The following is a 20,221-nucleotide window of genomic DNA, read 5'->3' as shown; positions in this document are numbered from 1 at the left end:
GGCACCGCCCGCACCGCCGGCCGCGGATCACGCCCGCTCGGCGAGCCGACGCCGCGGCCCACGGCGCCGCGCGTGGCCGATCCGACGTTCGCCGATCCCGACTACGATTTCACCGCGATTCCGGATCACACGTTCGAATCGGTCACGCTCGACCATCCGTTCCGCGCGGCGCTCGCCGACCGGCCGGGCGTGATCGGCGACGCGGCGCGCGTCACGCAACCGGGCGGCACGGTGAGCCAGCGTTGGCCGAGCGATTTCCTCGACGACCCCGAACCGACCCGCGTGATCGACGACGTGATGCAGGCGTTCCATGCGGCCGGGCTGACCAACCTGCGCGTCGAGTTCGTGACGCACGACGGCAGCGTGGCGCTCGGCAGCGGCACCGATTTGGGCGCGATCGATCCCGAGGCGGGCTGGTTCCGGTTCAGCGGCACGGTGCCCGACGCGCCGGCGGCCGCCGCCACGCACACACCGGGCCGCACGGCGGGCGACGCGCGGCACGCGCTGCCGGAAGGCGCGCGCACGGTCGCGCATGACGAACTCGGGCACGCGCTCGACAGCGCGCATACCGGGCCGCGCGATCACGCGTACGTGCCGACAGACGCGTTACCGGACGCCACCGCGTTCGCCCGACCTGATTTGACGCCGCAGGCGCGTGTCGCGGCCAGTGCGACCGCGAACCTCGCGGCCGTCGGCGCCGCGGAGCCGACCGACGTCGCGCTGCTGTCCGCGCTCGGTCACGATCCGGCCCGCGCGCTGCGCATCGCGACGCCCGACGGCGGCGACCTGTACAAGCCGGCTGGCGTCGACATGTACGTCGTGCGCACCCGCGACCCGGCGACCGGCCACGTGTCGTACCGGCTCGCCGGCATCGATCGGTCGGGCTTGCCGGAAGGCTATACGGCCGTGCATGCCGGCGGCGCGCGCGCGATCGGGGCGAACGACGGCCGCCCGACGTGGCCGACGATCGGCCCGGCGGGGCCGGCGGCCGGCCGCCTCGCGAGTACGGCCGGCGAACCGTCCGGCGCGGCGACACCTGCGAATGTCTCCGCACACGCGAGTCCGCCGGCGGTGCCGCAACGCGCGACGCCGGCCGAAGCGACCGACCCGCAGGCGGTTGCCGCGACGTGGCTCGACAGCCTCGGCCGGCGCACGCTCACGCGCGTCGACGGCCGGCATGCGCCGACGCTCGACGGCCTGGGGCACACGCTCGGCCCCAACGCGCACGTGCTGATCACCGCGCATACCGATGCGCCAGCCGCCGGCGCAGAACACGCGGCGCCGGCGTTCGTCGCGGTGCTCGAGACGGACGAGCATGGCGTGCTCGGCCCGGTGCGGATGCTGGACGGCTCGGGCGTGCCGAAGGCGCTGCGCAAGGCGCTGGTGAAGACCGGCGCCAGCGGGCGCACGGCACGCCGGCAGTTCGATTTCTACGTGTCGCCGGTCGCGCACGACGAGCTGATGCAGTTCGGCGGCGCATCGAAGATCGAGACGAAGGACGGCAAGTCGTCGTGGCCCGTGGCGGCGTCGGGCCATCCGGTCGACACGGCGCTCGCCGCCGACGTCGCGAAACTGCATGACGCGCCGGCGTTCAAGCGGCCGCGTCGAGCCGTGCGCGCGGTCGAGGGCGAGCGGCGCTGGATTCACGTGGTCGAGGAGGAGACGGGCAAGGTGCTCGGCTACGCGGAGCGCAACACGAACCACGAATGGAAGTATGTCGAGAAGGCGCCGCTCGGCGATACCGAGATTCCGGAGCAGGATCTGCACACGGTGTTCCGGCGGCGGCGCCGCGGCGGCATTCCGGTACTGCACTCGCCGCGCCGCGGCATCCGGTTCGTCGTCAGCGACGTGAAGCCCGAGACCGTCGATCGGATCGGCGGCTTCCAGCCGACGAAAGACACGGCCGCTGTGGAGAAGCCGCCGCGCCGTTCGCTCGGCGATCTGTTCCAGTCGACGGTGCCGCTGCGCCGGCCGCTGACCCGTGCGGACGACGGTGAAGCGAGTGAGACGGCGCCGCGCGTGCCGGTCGATCCGCACCTGCTGCCGTCGGACAAGTCCGTGCTCAACGCGGTCGACTTCAGCGGCAACAGCGTGCCGCACCTGCTGACCGCGATCCGCAACGGTGCCGTCGACGGCAATCGCCACGTGATCTACGTGTTCAAGACGGACGGCGCGGTGGCCGAGTCGCTCGGCAATCCGACCGGCGTGATCGCGGCGCGCAACGGTGAAATGCACTGGTTCGACGACATCCGGCACGTGAACAACCTGCGCCATCAGGGCGTGCCGCTCGACGAAATGCCGCTCGGCGACGACCGCTTCGGCACGGACGTGCATTTCCTGCTTACGCAACTGCGGCCGCGCGAGTTCCTGCGCAGCGCGCGGCCGACCCGGATCGCCGCGCTGCAGGCGCGCGAGAAGGCGTTGCGCGAGCAACTGTCCGATGCCGAAGCGCGCGGTCAGTATTCGGCGCCGTTCCGCGCGCTCGCGGCGCGCACGCGGAACCGCTACAACGAGGTGCTCGACGACCTGCATCGCTTGCGTCACGCCAGTACCGCGCCCGAGGCGCTGTCGATCGAGCCGTACCAGCCTGGGCTGTCGTCGTCGACCGTCGTCGCGTTCAGCCTGCGCAACGGCGCGGCGAAGACCGAGCAGTATTTCCCGACGCACGATCAGATCGAGGCGTACAACAAGCAGGCGCAGCGCGCCGGCAAGGTCAAGCTCGTGCTGAAGGGCGAGCCGCAGGCCGTGATGGTCGACCCGGGCATGTGGCGCACGCTGCTCAACAATCTGTATGTCGCGCGCGACGTGCCGACGTCGGCGTCGCGCTTTCTGCCGGTGCCCGGCAAGCTGCGCGCGCACACGCGCAAGTTCGGCGCGGCGACCGTCGCCGATCACCGGATCCAGCAGATCTTCACGCGCTCGGACCCGGCGTTGCAGGATCGCATGGTGCCGATGGCGCGTTCGCTGTCGCTGAGCGACGATCCTGCGCTGATGCGCAAGATGGTCGAGCAATACGGCGGCGTGACGCCCGTCGTCACGCTCGTGGTCGATCCGAATCTGCTCGCGGCCGTGCTCGGCAAGGCGCACGATCCGGATTTCCTGCGCGCGGTGAAGGCGCTCGGCGACCAGAAGAACGCGGTGTTCGACGGCGAGAACGGGATCATCGAACCGGCGCCCGGCACGGACGGCAAGGCGCTCGCGCTCGATCATCTCGCGCACCTGCATGCGTGGCTCGACGAGGCGGCGCGCACCGGCTTCGCGATCCGGCTCGAAACCGCGCCGGCGCGCGCGCTCGTGTCCGGCACCGACTTCCGGTATCAGTCGGGCACCAACCACGCGTACCACGACTACGTGAGGGTCATGACGGCGCTCGAGAAGTGGTCGAACGCCAACCCCGGCAAGACCGCGCCGAACGTGATGATCACGTTCCACGGCTGGGATGCGGTGCCGGAGTCGGTGCCGGGCGCGGGGCACGAGAAGCTGCTGCGCGCGGTGCTCGAACGCGAAGGGCTCGAATGGGTGCACGTGGGGCTGTCGTTCGGCACGCACGGCGCCGACTTCATCGGCAACCAGGATCTGACCGGCGCGCTCGCGAAGCTGATCGTCGAGAACCGCAACAATCCCGCGATCATCGATCGCCTGCACGGCGCCGATGCGCTCACGCGCGTGTTCGAGCGGGTCGACCGGCAGACGCTCGCGAATCAGCATCAGCTGCTGTTCGCGGAAGTCGAACGGATCGGCGCCGCGCACGGGATGACGCCCGCCGAGATCGCCGAGCTGCGCCACAAGCTCTACGAACGCAACACGACCGTATGGCTGAACCAGGCGCGCAAGGCGACCATCGAGCATGCGACCGAATACTGGAAGGGCGACGGCCACAAGCCGCGCGGCAACACGCAGAAGGGCGCGCGCACGTTCGCCGCGCGCTGGCTCGAGCAATACGGCGACGGCGTGCCCGATCGCGTGACCACGCGCGCGCAGCCGCCGGCCACGGATCCGCTCGAGCACTGGAGTGCGGTCGTGCGCGATCCCGCGCTGATCAACGACGACACCAAGCCGATCGGCACGAGCCGCCGCGAGACCGCGCAGCTCGCCAACGTCGAGATTCCCGATGCAACGCGTGCGCAGGCTGAGCTGCATGCGCTGCGCGTGCACGACGAGCCGATCGGCCCGCACCGGCCGCCGCCGTCGGGGCGGCGGATTGCCGGCGAAATGACCGCGGCCACGGCGGCCGGCGCGACCGGCGCGGGCTTCCTCGTCGCGACGGGCAAGGCGTTCGTCGGCACCGCGACGAATTCGCTGTACGCGGGCCTGCGGGTCGGCCGCGTGTTCCAGGCGCTGCATCACGGCGCGGTCGCGAGCCTGAAGAACGGCGATCCGCGCGTGTTCGATCACGTCGTCGACCGGCTCGTGCGCGGGCTGCAAAAGCAACTCAAGGCGAACGGGTTCGACGTCGACGGGCGCGGCACGCAGCTCGAGCAGATCGCCCACGAAGGCAAGGCCGCGGCCGCGCAACTGCGCGCGCTGAACGACGACGGCGTGCTGACGTTCGACGAAACCGTCACGCACCTGAAGGCGATCGCGGACGACATGCTCGGACAGATGCAGGGCGTGGTCGGCGGGACGTCGCTGAAGCTGCTGCACCGCGGCAGCCCGCGGCATTCGGTCGGCCGCGTCGGGCGGCTGCTCGCGCTGGGCGGTTACGGCGGCACGATCACGATCAACGGCTTCAAGTTCCTGCAAGGCAACTGGCTGGCCGGCGGGCAGGCGGTGGGCGGGATCATCAGCGCCGTTTCCACCGGCATCGTGTACAAGGGCGGCGCGCGTGGCGTGAATGCGGAGAATCGCAGCCAGATCGCGCGGATCGCGAGCGCGACCGGCGACTACGTGACGTCGGCCGTGAGCCTGGCGACCGGTATCCACGGCGCGATGGCTGCGCATACGTTCGGCGACGGGATGACCGGCGTGCTCGGTGCGATGTCCGGTGCGCTGCTCGGCGCCGGGCGCCTGCATTCGCAGTTCCCGAACGCGACGCCGTGGATGGCGCGCCTGCCGACCGGCATCGCGCTGCTGCCGGTGGGGATCTTCGCGGTCACGCAGGGGTATGGGCTGATCACGGCGCTCAACGGGTCGGACGACCAGGACAAGCAGCCGGGCGTCGGGCCTAAGCCTACGCCTGCTTCGTCGGGTTCCGCCAGCGCAACGCCGACGCCGGGCGCGTCGCTCGCGCCGACACCCACGGCGACGCCGACGCAGCCGGGCGCGTCCGCGTCACCGACTGCCGCGCCGAAGCCGCCGGCTACGCCATCGCCGCCTTCGACGGGCTCGCCGAGTCCGACGACCAAGCCCGCGCCGCTGACGGTCGACGTGGTGGCCGGCGATTCGCTGTGGAAGATCGCCGAAGATCACGAAGGATCGCTGCTCGACGCGGCGCACGTGCCGGCCGACGAACGGCGGCGGATGTCGGACGGTCAGCGGCTCAACGTCGCGTTCAACGAGATCCTGCAACTGAACCGGAATCTGGCGAGCCACCCCGGCGAGATCGATCCGGGGCAGCAGGTCATCGTCGGGTGAAAGGGCGAGAGGGCCGTCGATTCGGCGTTCGGCCGGCACGGCCCGCCGCCAGTCCATCGTGCCGCGGCAAGCGGTGCAGCCAGCGCGAGCGAGCGACCGACCGACGCGTGACTGGCGGGGCGGCCGCGTACGGACAGGCGACGGCCGTTCGATTGCACGCGAGCATCGATCCGGTAAGCGTTAATACCGACCAGGAAACCACAGGTGGCGCTCTATCAGTGGTCGCCGGCAAGCGGTGCGACGACGGTGTATGTCGGCAACTCGTCGAGAAACCTCGGGCCGGCAGGGACCATCACGCAGTAATACCGATTCGCATCGCGATTGGGCGGCCTGACCGATTCATCGGGCACGGCGAACGGCGCGTCGATGGCCGGACATTCGGCGGCAGCCACGACGGCAAGGCCGCCGGCATCGAACATGGCGAGACGGTTGGCGCCGCGAACAGTCCGTCGGCGATTGCCAGCGGTGCAGCGAGCGCGTTTCTGTCGATGCTGTCGAAGTAGTGCGGGGTTGGGGTAGGCCGGCACGCATCCGATGTTGTTTTTGCTGCGTCCGGTCCTGCTTCCGCCGTTACGCGGTGCCGGAGGCCGGCGTCGGATGGGGAACGGTGCGGGCTTGTGTTTCGATGGTCGTTGCTGATCGATCGCCGGCAAATTCCCGAAGCACCCAGTTTCTCAATATCTCCGTCGCCTGCCGGGTAGCTGAACGCGGGCTATAGACGAGATCGTACTGGAAGCTCTCCAGCGTGAGCTCGAACGGCTGTACCAGCGTGCCGTTGGCGAGTTCCTCGGCGACCAGCGTCCGGCTTATCAAGCCGATTCCCTGTCCGGCGAGGGTGGCTTGCATCGCATGGACCTCGTCGTTGAATCGCAAGCCGCCGTTCGGATCGGTGCCTCGTATTTTTGCGGCATCGAGCCAGCGAGCCCATGTTATTGCCCGCGGATCGTCGCGAACGGGCGGGCCCCAATCGAAATGAATCAGCGTCGCGTGCTGCAGATCCTTCTCGTTTGCGATAGACAAATGCGGACGGCACACCGGCGTAAAGCGATCCGGGAAAAGCGGTTCCGAAACGAGGCCGGGATAATAGCCGGCGCCGTAGCGGATCGACGCATGCGCGGACTGGTCAAGGTCGACGATCGCATTGGTCGCATCGAGCCGGAGCGTCCACTCGGGATACGCTGCACGAAATCCGCCGGCGCGAGCCGCGAGGCATTTCGCGGTGAAGGCGACCGTGGACGTCAGCGTGGCGACCCGCGTTTCGTCGATGTTGCGAGCCGTCTCGATCGCACGCTCGAAGCTGTCGAAGCCGTCGCGCAGCGCCGGAAATAGCGCCTTGCCGTTCGCGGTCAGCCGCACTCCGCGCGTCTGGCGCTCGAACAGTTTGACGCCCAGCCAGTCTTCGAGCTGACGTATCTGATGGCTGACGGCCGTCGGCGTGACGTTCAGTTCGTCTGCGGCCGCCTTGAAGCCGGTGCGGCGCGCTGCGGCTTCGAACGCGCGTAGCGCGCTCAACGAAGGGAGTTTGCGCATGGATTAGAAAAGCTCATCTGTAAGGTGAGAATTGACCATTTGTTGCGCCGGGAAGCCCCGTCGATACTTCGTTCATGACGATCAGCCAACACTCGATGGAGGGGTTTTCCATGAAAATCGAACAAGTGCACACGAATCCGGATCCTTATGCGCCGTTTCTATTATCACAGGCAATTCGGGTTGGAGGTTTCGTCTTCGTTTCGGGGCAACCTGCGATTGGCGAGGATGGCGAAATCGACGGCCCCGGAGATTTCGATCGCCAGGCCCGGCGCGCTTTCACCAATCTGGAACGCGTGTTGAAGGCGGCCGGTTCGGGAATGAATCAGGTCGTCAAGACGACGGTTTTCCTGACGTCTATGTCGTATCTAGACAGAATGGTTGAAGTGCGGCGCGAATGGTTTTCGGCGCCGTATCCGGCGGAAAGTCTCGTCGAAGTCTCGGCGCTCTTTTCGCCGGACGCGATGATCGAGGTGGAGGCCATTGCCATCGTGCCGGATGCTGCGTCGTAGAAGCCTGAGACCGGCTGGATGAATCCAGTTCAGCTCGTCAGGCTGCTGCATTTCGTCAGTGTCCGCCAGTCCGGCTCGCTGTGTGGCGGGCTGCCGCGCTGGCTCAACGATCCGTCCGGCATGCCAGCAGTCAAAAACACGACATCTGTAAATAGCCAGAACACGACATCTGAACTTGGTAACTGCATCGTTCCTGATGAATCTTGGTACCTATGGTCGGGTGTTGCGCCGGGTTGTTTTTCCTGGTTTTGTTGTATTTCAACCGGAAGGCGGACCACAGAATATCCACTTTTTAGGCTGTTTCCCGTTGCGTGTTCAAATCCAGGTCATTTGTTGCGCTGCTGACTTCCTACATTGAAGCGGGGCGTGCGCTGTCCCACGACTAAGCCTTGGGGAGCAGGTCAAGCCCGCTGGATCGCGCAACGAGGGGATGACGGTGTCCGGGTGACGCAAACGTCTACAACTCCCGCCGAATCAGTTCAAGACCCTCTCGGTAAGTTGTCACGTCAAACTCGGGAAATCGGCGCTTGAACTTCGTGGAATCGAAGAGGTTGTCCTGCTCGTAGCGAGGCAGAAGCTCCCTGATCTCGCGCACCTGACTGGAGAAAATTCCGATAGCGACAAATGCCCATTTCCCAATAACGGAGTAGGTGGGCGGTCGTCCGAACGCAGCGCTCGCCATTTCGACGAACTGCCGGTAGGTCGGCCGGTCGTCGCAGCACGGCAGATGCCAGGTCTGCCCGAACGCGTCCGGCGTGTTGCCGAGCGTCGCTAGCGCACGGCTCGCATCGGGCGTCCAGATAAGAGTGCGCCGCGTATCGTCACGCAACGGCACCTTCGGCTTCTTGCCTTCCTTCAGCTTGTCGATGACCAGCGCATTCGTGAAGCTCTGCGTCTTGCCCGGGCCATAGAACTCGGGCGCCCGGCCGATCAGCACCGGAATGTCGCCACGCGCCATTTCTTCGAGCACCATCGACGCCATCGCTGCGCGCACCTTTCCCTTGCGGCCGACCGGCGCGAACGGTGTCGACTCCGTCTGCAGCCGGCTGTCCTGCGGGTACATGTAGGTGTTGTCGAAATAGGCGAACCGGGCACCTTCCGCGCGACACGCATCCAGCGCGTTCTTCAACATCACCGGAAACTGCGTTTCCCACAGCTCCGTGTCCGGGGGCAGGCCCGCCGTGAAGTAGACGATGTCACTGCCTTTCACCGCCTGGGCGCTCTGACGGGCATCAAGCAGATTGGCCGACACCAGGTTGTCGGTGTCGTTGACCTTGCGTGGATTGCGGCTCACGAGGCGAATGTCGCCCGTGTTGAGGCGACGCAGTTCCCGCGCCAGTTCGGTGGCGATCTGACCGTTCGCCCCCAATATCGTTTGCATGTCGGATACCTTCGTGACCTTGTGTCGAATGACGATGGACACTAGGCTAAGCTTGAAGGCAGGTTCAAGGTCAAGCGGTTACGGCCGCGATCGCAACGTTACGTCGGCATTCGGTGTGGCGCCAACCTTTTCGAGGGCGGCAACCGCGGCGTCGTTGCCTTGCAGGATCGCGTTCTGCAGCGCGGTGCGACCGAGCGCATCGACGTGATTCGGGTTCGCGCCATGTGCGACGAGCACCGGCAGCATGTCGAGGCGGCCGAACAGCGCGGCGAACGACAGCGCTGTTTCGCCGGCGTGATTGGTCTGGTCGATCGGGCAGTTGGCATCGACCAGCCGCTTCGCGATCGCGGTCTCGCCCTTGAACAGCGCGCCCATCAGCGCAGTGTTGCCGTGACGATCGCCGACACACGGGTCTGCACCGATGCGCAGCAGATAGTCGAGCGTTGCAGGCTGGTCGCGATAGGCCGCGAGGATGACCGCCGTATAGCCTTCGCGCGTCGTCGCGTCGACCGGATAGTGCGCGTCGACGAGCGACTGCAGGATGTCGATGCGGCCGAGACGTGCGGCGGCAAACCATGCGTCGTCGTAGCGGCGCGGATCGGCATGCGCGTCGAGGTGAGGTACGGTCGCGGGCGGTGCGGTTTGTGCGCAGGCCGCGAGCACGACGGCTCCCGCGACCGCGAGCGTGCGGGAGAGGGCGGTCAGCAGTCGATTCTTCATCAGCAATGCGCGCCGCGCGTGGCCGCACGGCGCAATCGATTGATTGGTGGGGACGCGAAGGCCGCGCGTGCAGCCTTCGCGAGATTGCCGATCAGTTCTCGACGAGCTTGTCGGCGAGCGATTTCACGCGGGTCAGGTCGGCGTGCGTGGCACGCGCGAGGCGCGTGCCGTAATCCGCATCGGCTTTGTAGAAGTACGACAGCATCGAGTACTTGTTCGCTTCGTTCGTCACGTGATTCAGGTCGGCCGACAATGCGGCTACCAGATCCTGACGTTCCTGCGCGGGCAACATCCGGTAGTACTCACCCGCCTGCCGGAAGTTCAGCGTCTTGCGGATCGCGGCTTGTTGCGTCGCGCCGGCAAGCGGCGTCTCGACCGACTTGTAACGCGGGTTCTGCGCGAGTTCGTTCTGCGTTGACGGCTCGTAGTTCACTTCGCCCTTGCGGTCGCCGAAGTTCATCGCGCCGTCCTGGTTGTTGTTCGTGACGGGCGCGCGCGGACGGTTGATCGGCAACTGATTGAAGTTCGCGCCGAGGCGATACATCTGCGTATCGGCGTACGAGAACATCCGGCCCTGCAGCATCCGGTCTTCCGAAGGCTCGATGCCCGGCACCATCCGCGACGGGGCAAAGGCGGATTCCTCGGTGGACTCGAAGTAGTTGTCCGGCACACGGTTCAGCGTCAGCGTGCCGATCTTGCGCTCCGGCACACCGGTCCATACCTTGGTGTCGTCGAGCGGGTTGAAGTCGAACGCGTCGAGCTCGGACGGCTTCAGCACCTGGATGTAGAGGTCCCACTTCGGCGCATTGCCCGCCTTCAGCGCACCGTACAGATCGTTCGTCATCAGGTTCCAGTCGGCGCCGATCGACCCCGGGATGTCCTTCGGGCGCAGCCCGTGCATCCCTTGCGTGCTCTTCCAGTGGAACTTCACGTACGTGTATTTGCCGTCGGCGTTGACGAACTTGAATGCATGTACGCCGTAGCCGTCCATGTTCCGGTACGAATCGGGCATGCCCTCGGTCGAATACAGCCGTGTCAGCATGCTGGTTGCTTCGGGCGCGTGCGCGAAGAAATCGAACGCGAGGTTTGCATCCTGCACGCCCGTGACCGCGCTCGGCTTGTTCGCATGGACGAAGTCCGGGAACTTGATCGCATCGCGGATGAAAAAGATCGGCAGGTTGATCCCGACCAGATCCCAATTGCCTTGTTCCGTATAGAACTTCACGGCGAAACCGCGCGGATCGCGTGCCTGCTCGGGCGAGCCGCGATAACCCATCACCGTCGAGAAGCGAACGAATACGGGCGTCTTCGTGCCGGGCGTGAAAACCTTGGCGGTCGTCAGGTCGCTGATGTCGGCGCTCGGCACGAATTCGCCGAATGCACCGGTGCCGCGGGCATGCACGACACGCTCGGGGATGCGCTCGCGATCGAAGCGCTGGAGTTTTTCGATGAGATGTGAGTCTTGCAGGAGCACCGGGCCGTTCGGTCCGGCTGTCTGCGAATTCTGGTTGTCGCCGACGGGCGAGCCGTTGTCGCGCGTCAGTTCGGCAGCGTGTGACGAAGAGGCCAATGCGACGCAGGCCGCGGCAATCACACTCTGGAAGAATCGATTCGCGGTGTTTGACATAACGATGAGATTCCTTGGATGAAATGCGGGGAAAGACCGGGCGAAATGTAATCTCGTCGAGGTGCGACAGGCCAATTGAATATCGCTAACTGGGCGATAGTCGGTCGTTGATTCTTATAACTATTTAGGTTGACTAAATTAATAAAAATGCTGTCGGTGTGGCGCCTGCGGGCATCAGCTAACGCGATGCGGGTCATTTCGGTTGGTTTGAAGCAGCGCGGTGCGGGCATGGGACCGGATCGGCGGCTCGACGACGTCGTATCGATCGGTGGTGATGCTGATTCTCGAAACCGACGCGGCTGAGCGCCATGGCATCCGGACGCGTGGCGGTGTGCGATGGCGCGCCGCGATCACTTGACATTCAACTTAACTTCAATCCTAGGATTTCGTCTGCATCCTTTCACGTCGTTGCTTCGCTGCGGTGCGATCGAGTCATGACCCGTAGTCGCACCGGCTCATATGAGGAATCGAGAATGTTCAAGCGTTGGTTTCTGAGGCATTGGCTCCTGGCCATGGTGGTTTCGGCGCTCACGGGCGGATACGCCTATGCAGCCGACGTTGCGCGGAACGAGGGCGTGCCACGGCTAAACGGCAAGATTCTGGTCGTGATGACCAATCACTCGAAGTATCCGTCTCGATCGGATACGACCGGCCTCTGGTTCACCGAGTTGACGCATTTCTATGACGTCGCTGAGGCAGCCGGGCTGCAAATGGATTTTGCGAGTCCGGCGGGTGGTGAAGTCCCGATTGACGAGCGCAGCCTGAAGTCTTTTTACCTGGACGATTCGGCCCGCGCGCATTTGGCCGATCCTGCTTTCATGGTGCGATTGAAGACGACTTTGCCGGCCGCGGCCGTCGATCCCGCCGGCTACAAGGCGATCTATTTCACTGGCGGACACGGTACGTTGTGGGACTTTCCCGACAACGCGGCGCTGAAGGCCGTCAGCGAGCAGATTTATCGTCAGGGGGGCGTTGTCTCGGCCGTTTGCCATGGCGTATCCGCGTTGTTGCCGCTCCAGGACGCCGAAGGCAAGCCTCTCCTCACGGGCGTGCCGGTGACGGGCTTTTCCGACATGGAGGAGACGCTGTCCGGCATGCAGTCACAGGTTCCGCTCTTCTTGCAGGATTCGCTCGTGAGCCGTGGTGCTCGCTACAAGAAGGCGTTGCTTCCGTTTACATCCTATGTCGTCAGTGACGACCGGATCATCACCGGGCAAAACCCGCAATCGAGCAAGGAAATTGCCGAAGCGGTAGTCAGGCGGCTCAGGGAAATGAACTGATTGGCTACCGCTGCCGGCAGAGCAAGTAACAGGAAACGGGGCGCGTGGTCATCGAGTTTGCGCAACGGGGGTACCGGGAGCGTGATCGTACGCGGTTCGGGTATCGGGTGACGACGCGCCGGGGCGACCCTCCCGCGTGCTGCGAGCCACGCAGACGGACACTTGAATAATGTGTGAGTGTCTGTCGGGGAAGCAGTGCGCGCCCCGGAAAGAGGCAGGCGGGTGCCGGGAGCGTCTCTTTTCCGGCACCCGTCGCGATTACCCTCGCAGGAACGCGAGCAGATCGGCGTTGATCGTGTCGGCGTTGGACGTGGGCATGCCGTGCGGGAAACCCTTGTAGGTCTTCAGCGTGCTGTTCCGAGCGAGCTTCGCCGACAGCAAGCCGGAATCGGCATAGGGGACGATCTGATCGTCATCACCATGCATCACGAGCACGGGAATCGTCGTGCTCTTCAGGTCCTCGGTAAAGTCGGTCTGCGAGAACGCGACGATGCCGTCGTAATGCGCCTTGGCGCTGCCCATCATGCCTTGGCGCCACCAGTTCCAGATCACGCCTTGCGACGGTTTCGCGCCGGCACGGTTGTAGCCGTAGAACGGGCCGGCCGGAACGTCGTAATAAAACTGAGCACGGTTCGCGGCCAGCTGCGCCTGCAGGTTATCGAACACGTCCTTCGGCAGGCCGCCCGGGTTTTTGTCTGTCTTGACCATCAGCGGCGGCACGGCGCTGATCAGCACGGCCTTCGAGACTCGATCTTCGCCATGACGGGCGACGTAGTGAATGACTTCGCCGCCGCCGGTGGAGTGGCCGACATGAACCGCACCTTGCACGCCGAGATGGTTCACGACCGCGGCGACGTCGTCCGCGTAGTGATCCATGTCATGACCGTCCCACACCTGGCTGGAGCGTCCGTGACCGCGCCGGTCATGCGCGATGACCCGGTACCCGTGCGACAGGAAAAAGAGCATCTGGGCGTCCCAGTCGTCCGCACTGAGCGGCCAACCGTGATGGAAGAAGATGACCGGCGCGTCGCGCGGCCCCCAGTCCTTGTAGAAGATCTGAACGCCATCCTTCGTTGTGACGTATCCCATGATCAGCACTCCTTTGCGATATTCAAGTTGACAACCGGTGACGTGTACGGCGATCGTTGCTGCTCGGTAGCGGACTGCTCCTTTTTTGACGGTGACTGACGAAACGGCAACGTGACTGTGGCGCCGGGATCCAGCCACTCTGCCGGCGACGCGCAGGCCGGCGTCGCCATTCGCGGCCTGGGTGAGACAATGCTCACCGTTTGTCGAGACAGGTTGAAATGTTCGGCAGGCCGCGATGCGGTCGTTTGCCTCCGAGTCGGTCATGCTTCGCCATGTAGTCACCGGTCAACTTTAGGATTAAAGTCAACGTTAATGTCAATAGTTTTTTGGGGTGTCGCGTGAAAATCGGAGAGTTGGCGAAGCGCAGCGGTCTGACGGCCTCACGTATTCGTTTCTATGAGGCAGAGGGATTGATCAGGGTGGTGGAGCGCCAAGCGAATGGCTATCGGGAGTATCCCCCGGAGGCGGAAATTCTCCTGGCATTGATCTCGATCGCGCAGCAGGCGGGATTTACGCTCGAGCAGATTCGGCAGCTGCTACCGGTGGGCCCGGGCGCATGGGATCATGGCGCACTGCTGGACGCCCTCAAGCAGAAGGTGAATGAGATCGATAGCATTCGCAAGCGTCTCGACCATACCCGAGCCCAACTGGTGACCGCGATCGAGAGTATCGAAGACAGGCCGGACGGAATTGAATGTGTCGACAATAAGAAGCGCGTGCTGGACCGTCTCCGCGAAGCAGGGATTACGCCGGATCTGCGCAAACTCGACGGTTCCACCACCGGCTGATCCTCGCACCTTCACCTGCCGGGAAAGCGCGCTGTGCGGGGAGGGTGCTTGCGTTCCAGAGCGTCGACGGGGATATCGGTTCCAGTCCGTCAGCGATTTGGTCAAACGCCGCACCGGGAAGTCCCCGTCGTCCGATTCGGTTCGGGACTCGCATAAGTCAGCGGCTGCGGCATAGACTGATCGTATCGATTCCTTCCGATTCGTTGCGAAGTGCTTGACCTTAAAGTCATATTCAATCCTAGAGTGATTGTTGCCGGCTGTTAATCGGCATGCCTCCCGAGGCCCGCCTGCCGGTTCAATCATCGACAAAGGTCAACGAATATGGATAGGCGGTTCACACAGGTCGAGTTTGGCGAGCACAAGGTCGAGGTGCCTGCCGGCGGTTACTATGACCGTTACCGGATGAACCCGGATCTCGACGAAGTGGCGCGAGATCCTGCCGCAGGAAACATCGACTTTTTTCGCAGGATTCCGAAGCGGCTCGTCACGTCCGCGGTCGGTCCGACGTGGGCGCCGAACTTCTACTACCGCTCCAGTAACGTTCAGCTGTTGTTCCTGGCGCCTGCCGATCGATTGCGGGCAATGTTGCCGACACCTCTCGAGCCACTGCGCGCCTATCCGGGCCAGGGCCTGGTGGCGTTGACCTTCTTCTCGTATTCCGTTTGCGATAACGACCCCTACGACGAAGTTTCCGTCGCGGTGGTGATCCGCCGGCCTGGGGCGCGGGGGTCTCATGCGCTGGAACTGCTCGGTTCCATGCGACGCCGCAGCTTCCACGCGCACGTTCTTGCGTTGCCGGTGACCACGGAAATCGCGCGGGTCCGCGGCCTGTATGGATATCAGTTGCCGAAATGGCGGACGGAAATCGGCGTGAACATCGGCGCCGACGTCAAGGCCCGCATCGCCGGTCCCGGCGGCATGCCGGACCTAACCCTGCGTGCACCGCTTCCGGCGTTGCGCAATGTCCCGTCCCAGTCACATATGGCAACGGCGACCATGATCAACCGGATCGACGGCGAGTGGCACCAGACGCTGGTGCAGACCAACATGCTCTCGTTCGCGCAGCGCCTCTTTCCGCGGGACGTCGAACTGTCGCGGCACGGCGGGCCGTTGAGCCAACTGCTTGACGGAGTCGGGGCGTCCACCGTGCTTCGCATGGACGTCGTCAAAGACGCGCAACGGGTCCTGAATATGCCCGCCCGGCTGGACACTTTCGCACCCAACACATGAAGATTGGCGATCTGGCGGAGCGCACCGGCCTCACGCCCTCGCGCATCCGCTTCTATGAACGCATCGGCCTGCTGACGGCGGTCGAGCGGCAACCCAACGGCTATCGGGTCTATTCGCCGGATGCCGTGCTGGTACTTGGCCTGGTCGCGACCGCGCAAAAGGCCGGCTTCAGCCTGGACGAGATCCGCATGCTGTTGCCACCCGACCTTGCGCAGTGGCAGCGCGGAGCGCTGCTCGAAGCGCTCCGTCAAAAGGTGCGGGATATCGAGGCCATGCAAGTCAAGCTGGCACAGAACAAGGCGCATCTCATGTCGTTGATGGTCGAGATCGAGGCCAAGCCCGACGACATCGATTGCACCGCCAATGCAACGCGCCTGTTGTCGCAGATGCAGTCGAGGCAACTGGACAGCGCGGTCCAAACGAAGGGCGCCGGCAAGGCCGGACGCCGCCGACCGTCCGGGAAAGGCTAGGCGAGGATGCCCGCTGGCGTGCCGGGCCTGCTTGCCGTTACAGGAAAGCCGCAACCTGCTTGGCCGTTGCTTTGGCTGACTGCGGATTCTGCCCTGTCACCAAGCGGCCATCAGTAACGACTTTCGAGGTGAATGGCAGCAACGCTTTTTCGTAGAGTGCGCCGCGCCGCACCATCTCTTCCTCGGCGTTGTAGGGCACTTTCTTCGCGACGCCCGCAAGAACCTCTTCCACCCACGAGTAGCCGGTGAGGCGTCGGCCGGCAACGAGCAGTGTGCCGTTGGTGAGTCGCGTATTCAGCAAGGCGCAGTAGCCGTGGCATACAGACGACACGATACCGCCGCGCTCGTAGATGTCTCGCGTAAGCCGTTGAAGTCCGGCATCGTCGGGAAAGTCCCACATGACGGCGTGCCCGCCCGTGAAATAGATCGCATTGAAATCCGCCGGATCGATCTGATCGGGGCTTGCCGTAGTCGCCAAAAGCTTCTGGCGGTCCTTGTCGTTCAGCCACGCCTTTACCGACGCGTCGGCGAGCGGCCATTTCAGCGAGCGGGGTTCCAGCGGGGACTCGCCACCCTTGGGGCTGACGAGATGCTGGTCGTATCCGTGTCCGGCGAAGACGTGCCACGCATGGGTCAGTTCCGACAACCACAGGCCGGTCGGCTCGGATTGATCCGCGTAGCTGGCGACATTGCTGACGACGTGAAGTATGCGTTTGGTCATTTTGAAGCCTCCTTCGTCGGTCACAAGCGATAGCCGTGGACATGTCGCCCTTAGCCTGACGCCACAAGCTTGCCCATGGGCCCGAAGCGCATGCCATGGCAAACCATAACCTTCAGGTCAAGTCCAGGGTCAAGCTTTTTTGCGTTCCTTCGGTGAGCACTGCTTCGCGCTGACTGACTCCTGGTGGATTGCGTATTCTGGCCGGTCACCACGCGGCTAACCGAAGGTTATTCGCATCGCGGTGCTTGACATTAAAGTTTGGTTTGACCTTAAGGTTCGGGTATTGGGCTCAGCCATTGTGATACGAGGCAAGGAAGCAATACATGGATCTTGACGTCAACCATCAACCGGTCAACATCGATTGCGACCCGGCTACCCCCTTGCTGTGGGTGCTGCGTGACCACCTGAACCTGACGGGCACGAAATTCGGCTGCGGCGTCGCTGCCTGCGGCGCGTGTACCGTGCATCTGGATGGTACGGTGGTACGATCTTGTGTCCTGCCCGTGGCAGCGGTCGCCGGCAAGCGTATCACCACGATCGAAGGGCTGGCGGAATCCCCGGGGAAACGCCATGCGTTACAGCAGGCGTGGGTCGACGAACAGGTCCCGCAGTGCGGCTATTGCCAGTCGGGCATGCTGATGGCGGCCGCGGATCTGTTGGCGAGACAGCCCGATCCGACCGACGCCGATATCGACACGGCCATCACCAATCTGTGCCGTTGCGGGACCTACCCGCGCGTGCGCATCGCCATCAAGCGTGCGGCGAAAGTGCTGCGGGACGGCCATGCATGAGTGCCGACACCAAGATTGCGCGCCCCGGGCGGCGCCGATTTCTGCTGGGGGCGGTTGGCCTTGGCGGTGCGCTGGTGGTGGGCTGGGGCGTGATGCCTCCACGCAGCCGGCTTGGTAATCCGGCCGTGTTTCCCGAAACGTCTGGTCAGATTGCGCTGAATGGCTGGATCAAGATCACCTCGGAAGGCAATGCGATCCTGGCGATGCCGCGTGTCGAGATGGGGCAGGGCATCCACACTGGGCTGTCGATGCTGGCCGCGGAGGAGCTTGATATTCCGCTGACGCGGGTGAGCATCGAGTCATCACCCATCGAACGCATCTACGGTAATGTCGTCGCCATGGGCGACAGCTCGCTGCCGCTGCATCCGGACGACGCGGACAAGATCTGGGCGCGCGCGCTGCATTGGATCATGGCCAAGAGTGCGCGCGAAATCGGCCTCATCATCACCGGCGGCAGCAGCAGCATGGCCGACGGCTGGCAACCCGTGCGCGAGGCCGCCGCAACCGCGCGCGCCACGCTGGTGGAGGCAGCCGCGCGAGAATGGGGCGTGGAGTCAACACGGGTGACTGTGCGGGAAGGGCAGCTCATCGGGCCGGGCGGAAAGCAGATGCCTTTCAGCGCCGTCGCACGGAAGGCACGCGAGATTGCGCCGCCGTCCAATGTCACGCTCAAGCCCGCGTCGCAATATCAGCTTGTGGGCAAGCCTGCGCCGCGCAACGACATCGCCGCCAAGACGGATGGCAGCGCCCACTTCGCCATCGACGTGAGGCCGCCCGGCATGCTGTATGCGGCTGTCATCATGTGTCCGGTATTTGGCGGCAAGCTCAATACCTTCAACTCGAAAGCGGCCCTTGTGATGCCCGGCGTGCGGTATGTCGTGCCGTTCGACGGCTCGACGGGCGGCGCTCCGGGCGTCGCCGTGGTGGCAGACCATTACTGGCAGGCACGCCAAGCCCTTGGGGCGCTCGAACCCGAGTGGGACAACGGGCCACATGCCGTCCTCGATTCGGCGGGCATCCGTCAACAGCTCGTCGGCGCGCTGGACAGCGACAAGGGGGGCTTCACCTACCGTTCGACGGGTGATGGGCTGAAGGCCTTTGAGAATGCACAGGGTGCGATCATTGTCGAGGCCGAATACAGTGCGCCGTATCTTGCGCATGCCACGATGGAACCCATCAACTGCACGGCGCAGGTGACCAAGGATCGAGTGCAGCTTTGGGCACCCACGCAGGTCGCCACGCTGGCCCAACTGGTCGCAGCCCGCGCGGCAGGCGTGAGCCGCGACCAGGTACACGTCGATATCCCGCTCATCGGAGGGGGCTTCGGGCGACGGTTGGAGTCAGACCTTGTCGGCCAGGCGGTGACGATCGCCACCAGGACGGAAGGCCGCCCGGTGCAGGTGATCTGGTCGCGCGAAGATGACATCAAGCACGACTTCTACCGCCCCCAGGCCATCGCACGGCTGAAGGCTCGCGTCGAGAACGGCAGGTTGACGGCCATCGCCTCGCGCAGTGCGGGCCAGTCGATCCTGGCCGGCGAGTTGGAGCGCCTGTTCGGTGCGCCGTCGCTCGACATTGACCGCTATACGGCCGAAGGCTTGTTTGACCAACCGTATGAAATCGACCACGAACACATTGCGCATCTGGTGGTCGACCTACCGGTGCCGATCGGGTTCTGGCGCAGCGTCGGTCACTCGTACACGGGGTTCTTCCTCGAAAGTTTTCTGAACGATGTGGCTGCCGCCGCCAAGCTCGATCCGCTGGCGATACGCCGCGACTTGCTCAAAGCGCATCCGCGCGAGCTGAAGGTGCTCGACATCGCGGCGCAGGCCGCAGGGTGGGACCAGCCGCTCGCGCCCGCCGCCGATGGCGCGCCGCGTGCACGCGGGCTGGCGCTGCACAGCGCATTCGGCTCAGTGGTGGCACAGGTGGCGGAGGTATCGCTCAAGGATGGCAAGCCACGTGTGCATCGCGTCGTCTGCGTGGCGGACTGCGGAACGGTGGTCAACCCCGGTATCGTCGCGCAGCAGATGGAGAGCGGGATCATCTTCGGGCTGAGCGCAGCGTTGTACGGCCAGATTCAGATCAAGGACGGAAGGGTCATTCAATCCAACTTCCCCGACTATCCGGTGCTGAAGATGGCGGAGGCGCCACTGATTGAAATCCACGTCGTGCCGAGCACGGCCGAACCGACCGGAGTCGGCGAAATTGCCGTGCCTCCGGTCGCGCCGGCCGTGGCACACGCCGTCGCCCAACTCACCGGCAAGCCGGTGCGGCAGTTGCCGATGGTGTAGGCAACAAGTTCGGGAGGCAACGCACCGAGGCACGCTGGGGCAATCTCAAAGAAACTTGAGACCGCCGAAGCGCCCTGCAATCCGCGGCGGCATGCGCCGAAACCCTTGAGCGCGACATCAGGATATGGCTGCCACAATCAAATGTCATACCCGGATTCAGACGTCGTAGCGCCAGCTAAATACAGATGTCGCATGTTTCATCGGTCTTTCCATCCTT

The 20,221-nt window shown here is 64.5% G+C and carries 16 protein-coding genes; 9 read left to right on the top strand and 7 right to left on the bottom strand.

All coding sequences use genetic code 11. From position 1 onward, the window contains the following. Positions 1-72 precede the first annotated feature (72 nt). Complete coding sequence (locus tag BSE24067_RS31060) at positions 73-5,574, top strand: LWXIA domain-containing protein (RefSeq protein ID WP_249043829.1); 5,502 nt, start codon at positions 73-75, stop codon at positions 5,572-5,574. A 215-nt stretch (positions 5,575-5,789) separates the two neighbouring features. Here the strand turns inward: BSE24067_RS31060 and BSE24067_RS31055 are convergent, their stop codons facing one another. Beyond that, on the bottom strand, positions 5,790-5,993 hold the full coding sequence (locus BSE24067_RS31055) for a hypothetical protein (protein WP_151067593.1): 204 nt from the start codon (positions 5,991-5,993) through the stop codon (positions 5,790-5,792). 151 nt (positions 5,994-6,144) lie between these two features. Then, complete coding sequence (locus BSE24067_RS31050) at positions 6,145-7,104, bottom strand: LysR substrate-binding domain-containing protein (RefSeq protein ID WP_151067591.1); 960 nt, start codon at positions 7,102-7,104, stop codon at positions 6,145-6,147. A gap of 110 nt (positions 7,105-7,214) precedes the next feature. Between BSE24067_RS31050 and BSE24067_RS31045 the strand changes: the two genes are divergently transcribed. Both BSE24067_RS31045 and BSE24067_RS31040 read left to right on the top strand, forming a co-directional pair. Then, complete coding sequence (locus BSE24067_RS31045) at positions 7,215-7,613, top strand: RidA family protein (RefSeq protein WP_151067599.1); 399 nt, start codon at positions 7,215-7,217, stop codon at positions 7,611-7,613. A gap of 18 nt (positions 7,614-7,631) precedes the next feature. Then, entirely contained in the window at positions 7,632-7,958 is a 327-nt protein-coding gene (locus BSE24067_RS31040; protein WP_151067589.1) for a hypothetical protein, read from the top strand. 112 nt (positions 7,959-8,070) lie between these two features. Here BSE24067_RS31040 and BSE24067_RS31035 read toward each other — a convergent pair whose 3' ends face one another. The 3 genes from BSE24067_RS31035 to BSE24067_RS31025 all read right to left on the bottom strand — a co-directional run bounded on the left by BSE24067_RS31035 (position 8,071) and on the right by BSE24067_RS31025 (position 11,341). Next, positions 8,071-8,994: an SDR family oxidoreductase gene (locus BSE24067_RS31035; RefSeq protein ID WP_151067587.1), complete on the bottom strand. Its 924-nt coding sequence runs from the start codon at positions 8,992-8,994 to the stop codon at positions 8,071-8,073. Between the two features lie 78 nt (positions 8,995-9,072). Further along, positions 9,073-9,714: an ankyrin repeat domain-containing protein gene (locus tag BSE24067_RS31030; protein ID WP_151067585.1), complete on the bottom strand. Its 642-nt coding sequence runs from the start codon at positions 9,712-9,714 to the stop codon at positions 9,073-9,075. 91 nt (positions 9,715-9,805) lie between these two features. Next, complete coding sequence (locus BSE24067_RS31025; protein WP_151067583.1) at positions 9,806-11,341, bottom strand: catalase; 1,536 nt, start codon at positions 11,339-11,341, stop codon at positions 9,806-9,808. A gap of 473 nt (positions 11,342-11,814) precedes the next feature. On the opposite strand from BSE24067_RS31025, the gene BSE24067_RS31020 reads away from it, so the two are divergent. Continuing rightward, positions 11,815-12,621: a type 1 glutamine amidotransferase domain-containing protein gene (locus BSE24067_RS31020; protein ID WP_151067581.1), complete on the top strand. Its 807-nt coding sequence runs from the start codon at positions 11,815-11,817 to the stop codon at positions 12,619-12,621. A 258-nt stretch (positions 12,622-12,879) separates the two neighbouring features. Here the strand turns inward: BSE24067_RS31020 and BSE24067_RS31015 are convergent, their stop codons facing one another. Continuing rightward, positions 12,880-13,710: an alpha/beta fold hydrolase gene (locus BSE24067_RS31015; protein WP_151067597.1), complete on the bottom strand. Its 831-nt coding sequence runs from the start codon at positions 13,708-13,710 to the stop codon at positions 12,880-12,882. A gap of 338 nt (positions 13,711-14,048) precedes the next feature. Between BSE24067_RS31015 and BSE24067_RS31010 the strand changes: the two genes are divergently transcribed. The 3 genes from BSE24067_RS31010 to BSE24067_RS31000 all read left to right on the top strand — a co-directional run bounded on the left by BSE24067_RS31010 (position 14,049) and on the right by BSE24067_RS31000 (position 16,198). Continuing rightward, the gene (locus BSE24067_RS31010; protein ID WP_151067579.1) at positions 14,049-14,498 is read left to right on the top strand and encodes a MerR family transcriptional regulator; all 450 of its coding nucleotides are present in this window, start codon (positions 14,049-14,051) and stop codon (positions 14,496-14,498) included. Between the two features lie 321 nt (positions 14,499-14,819). Next, the gene (locus tag BSE24067_RS31005; RefSeq protein WP_151067578.1) at positions 14,820-15,728 is read left to right on the top strand and encodes an acetoacetate decarboxylase family protein; all 909 of its coding nucleotides are present in this window, start codon (positions 14,820-14,822) and stop codon (positions 15,726-15,728) included. Then, positions 15,725-16,198, top strand: coding sequence for a MerR family transcriptional regulator (locus BSE24067_RS31000; protein WP_151067576.1), 474 nt, complete (start codon positions 15,725-15,727; stop codon positions 16,196-16,198). The genes BSE24067_RS31005 and BSE24067_RS31000 overlap by 4 nt, the downstream gene beginning before the upstream one ends. Positions 16,199-16,235: 37 nt before the next feature. On the opposite strand, the gene BSE24067_RS30995 is transcribed toward BSE24067_RS31000, so the two are convergent. Beyond that, positions 16,236-16,919: a type 1 glutamine amidotransferase domain-containing protein gene (locus tag BSE24067_RS30995; protein WP_151067574.1), complete on the bottom strand. Its 684-nt coding sequence runs from the start codon at positions 16,917-16,919 to the stop codon at positions 16,236-16,238. 323 nt (positions 16,920-17,242) lie between these two features. On the opposite strand from BSE24067_RS30995, the gene BSE24067_RS30990 reads away from it, so the two are divergent. After that, positions 17,243-17,710, top strand: coding sequence for a (2Fe-2S)-binding protein (locus BSE24067_RS30990; RefSeq protein ID WP_151067572.1), 468 nt, complete (start codon positions 17,243-17,245; stop codon positions 17,708-17,710). After that, the gene (locus BSE24067_RS30985) at positions 17,707-20,004 is read left to right on the top strand and encodes a xanthine dehydrogenase family protein molybdopterin-binding subunit (protein WP_151067570.1); all 2,298 of its coding nucleotides are present in this window, start codon (positions 17,707-17,709) and stop codon (positions 20,002-20,004) included. Before BSE24067_RS30990 ends, BSE24067_RS30985 begins: the two co-directional genes overlap by 4 nt. The last annotated feature ends 217 nt before the right edge of the window (positions 20,005-20,221 follow it).

The sequence above is a fragment of the Burkholderia latens genome, from assembly GCF_902499045.1.
Taxonomy (GTDB): Bacteria; Pseudomonadota; Gammaproteobacteria; order Burkholderiales; family Burkholderiaceae; genus Burkholderia; species Burkholderia latens.
Note: the sequence above shows the minus strand (reverse complement) of the source record. Positions and strands in the feature narration are given on the sequence as shown.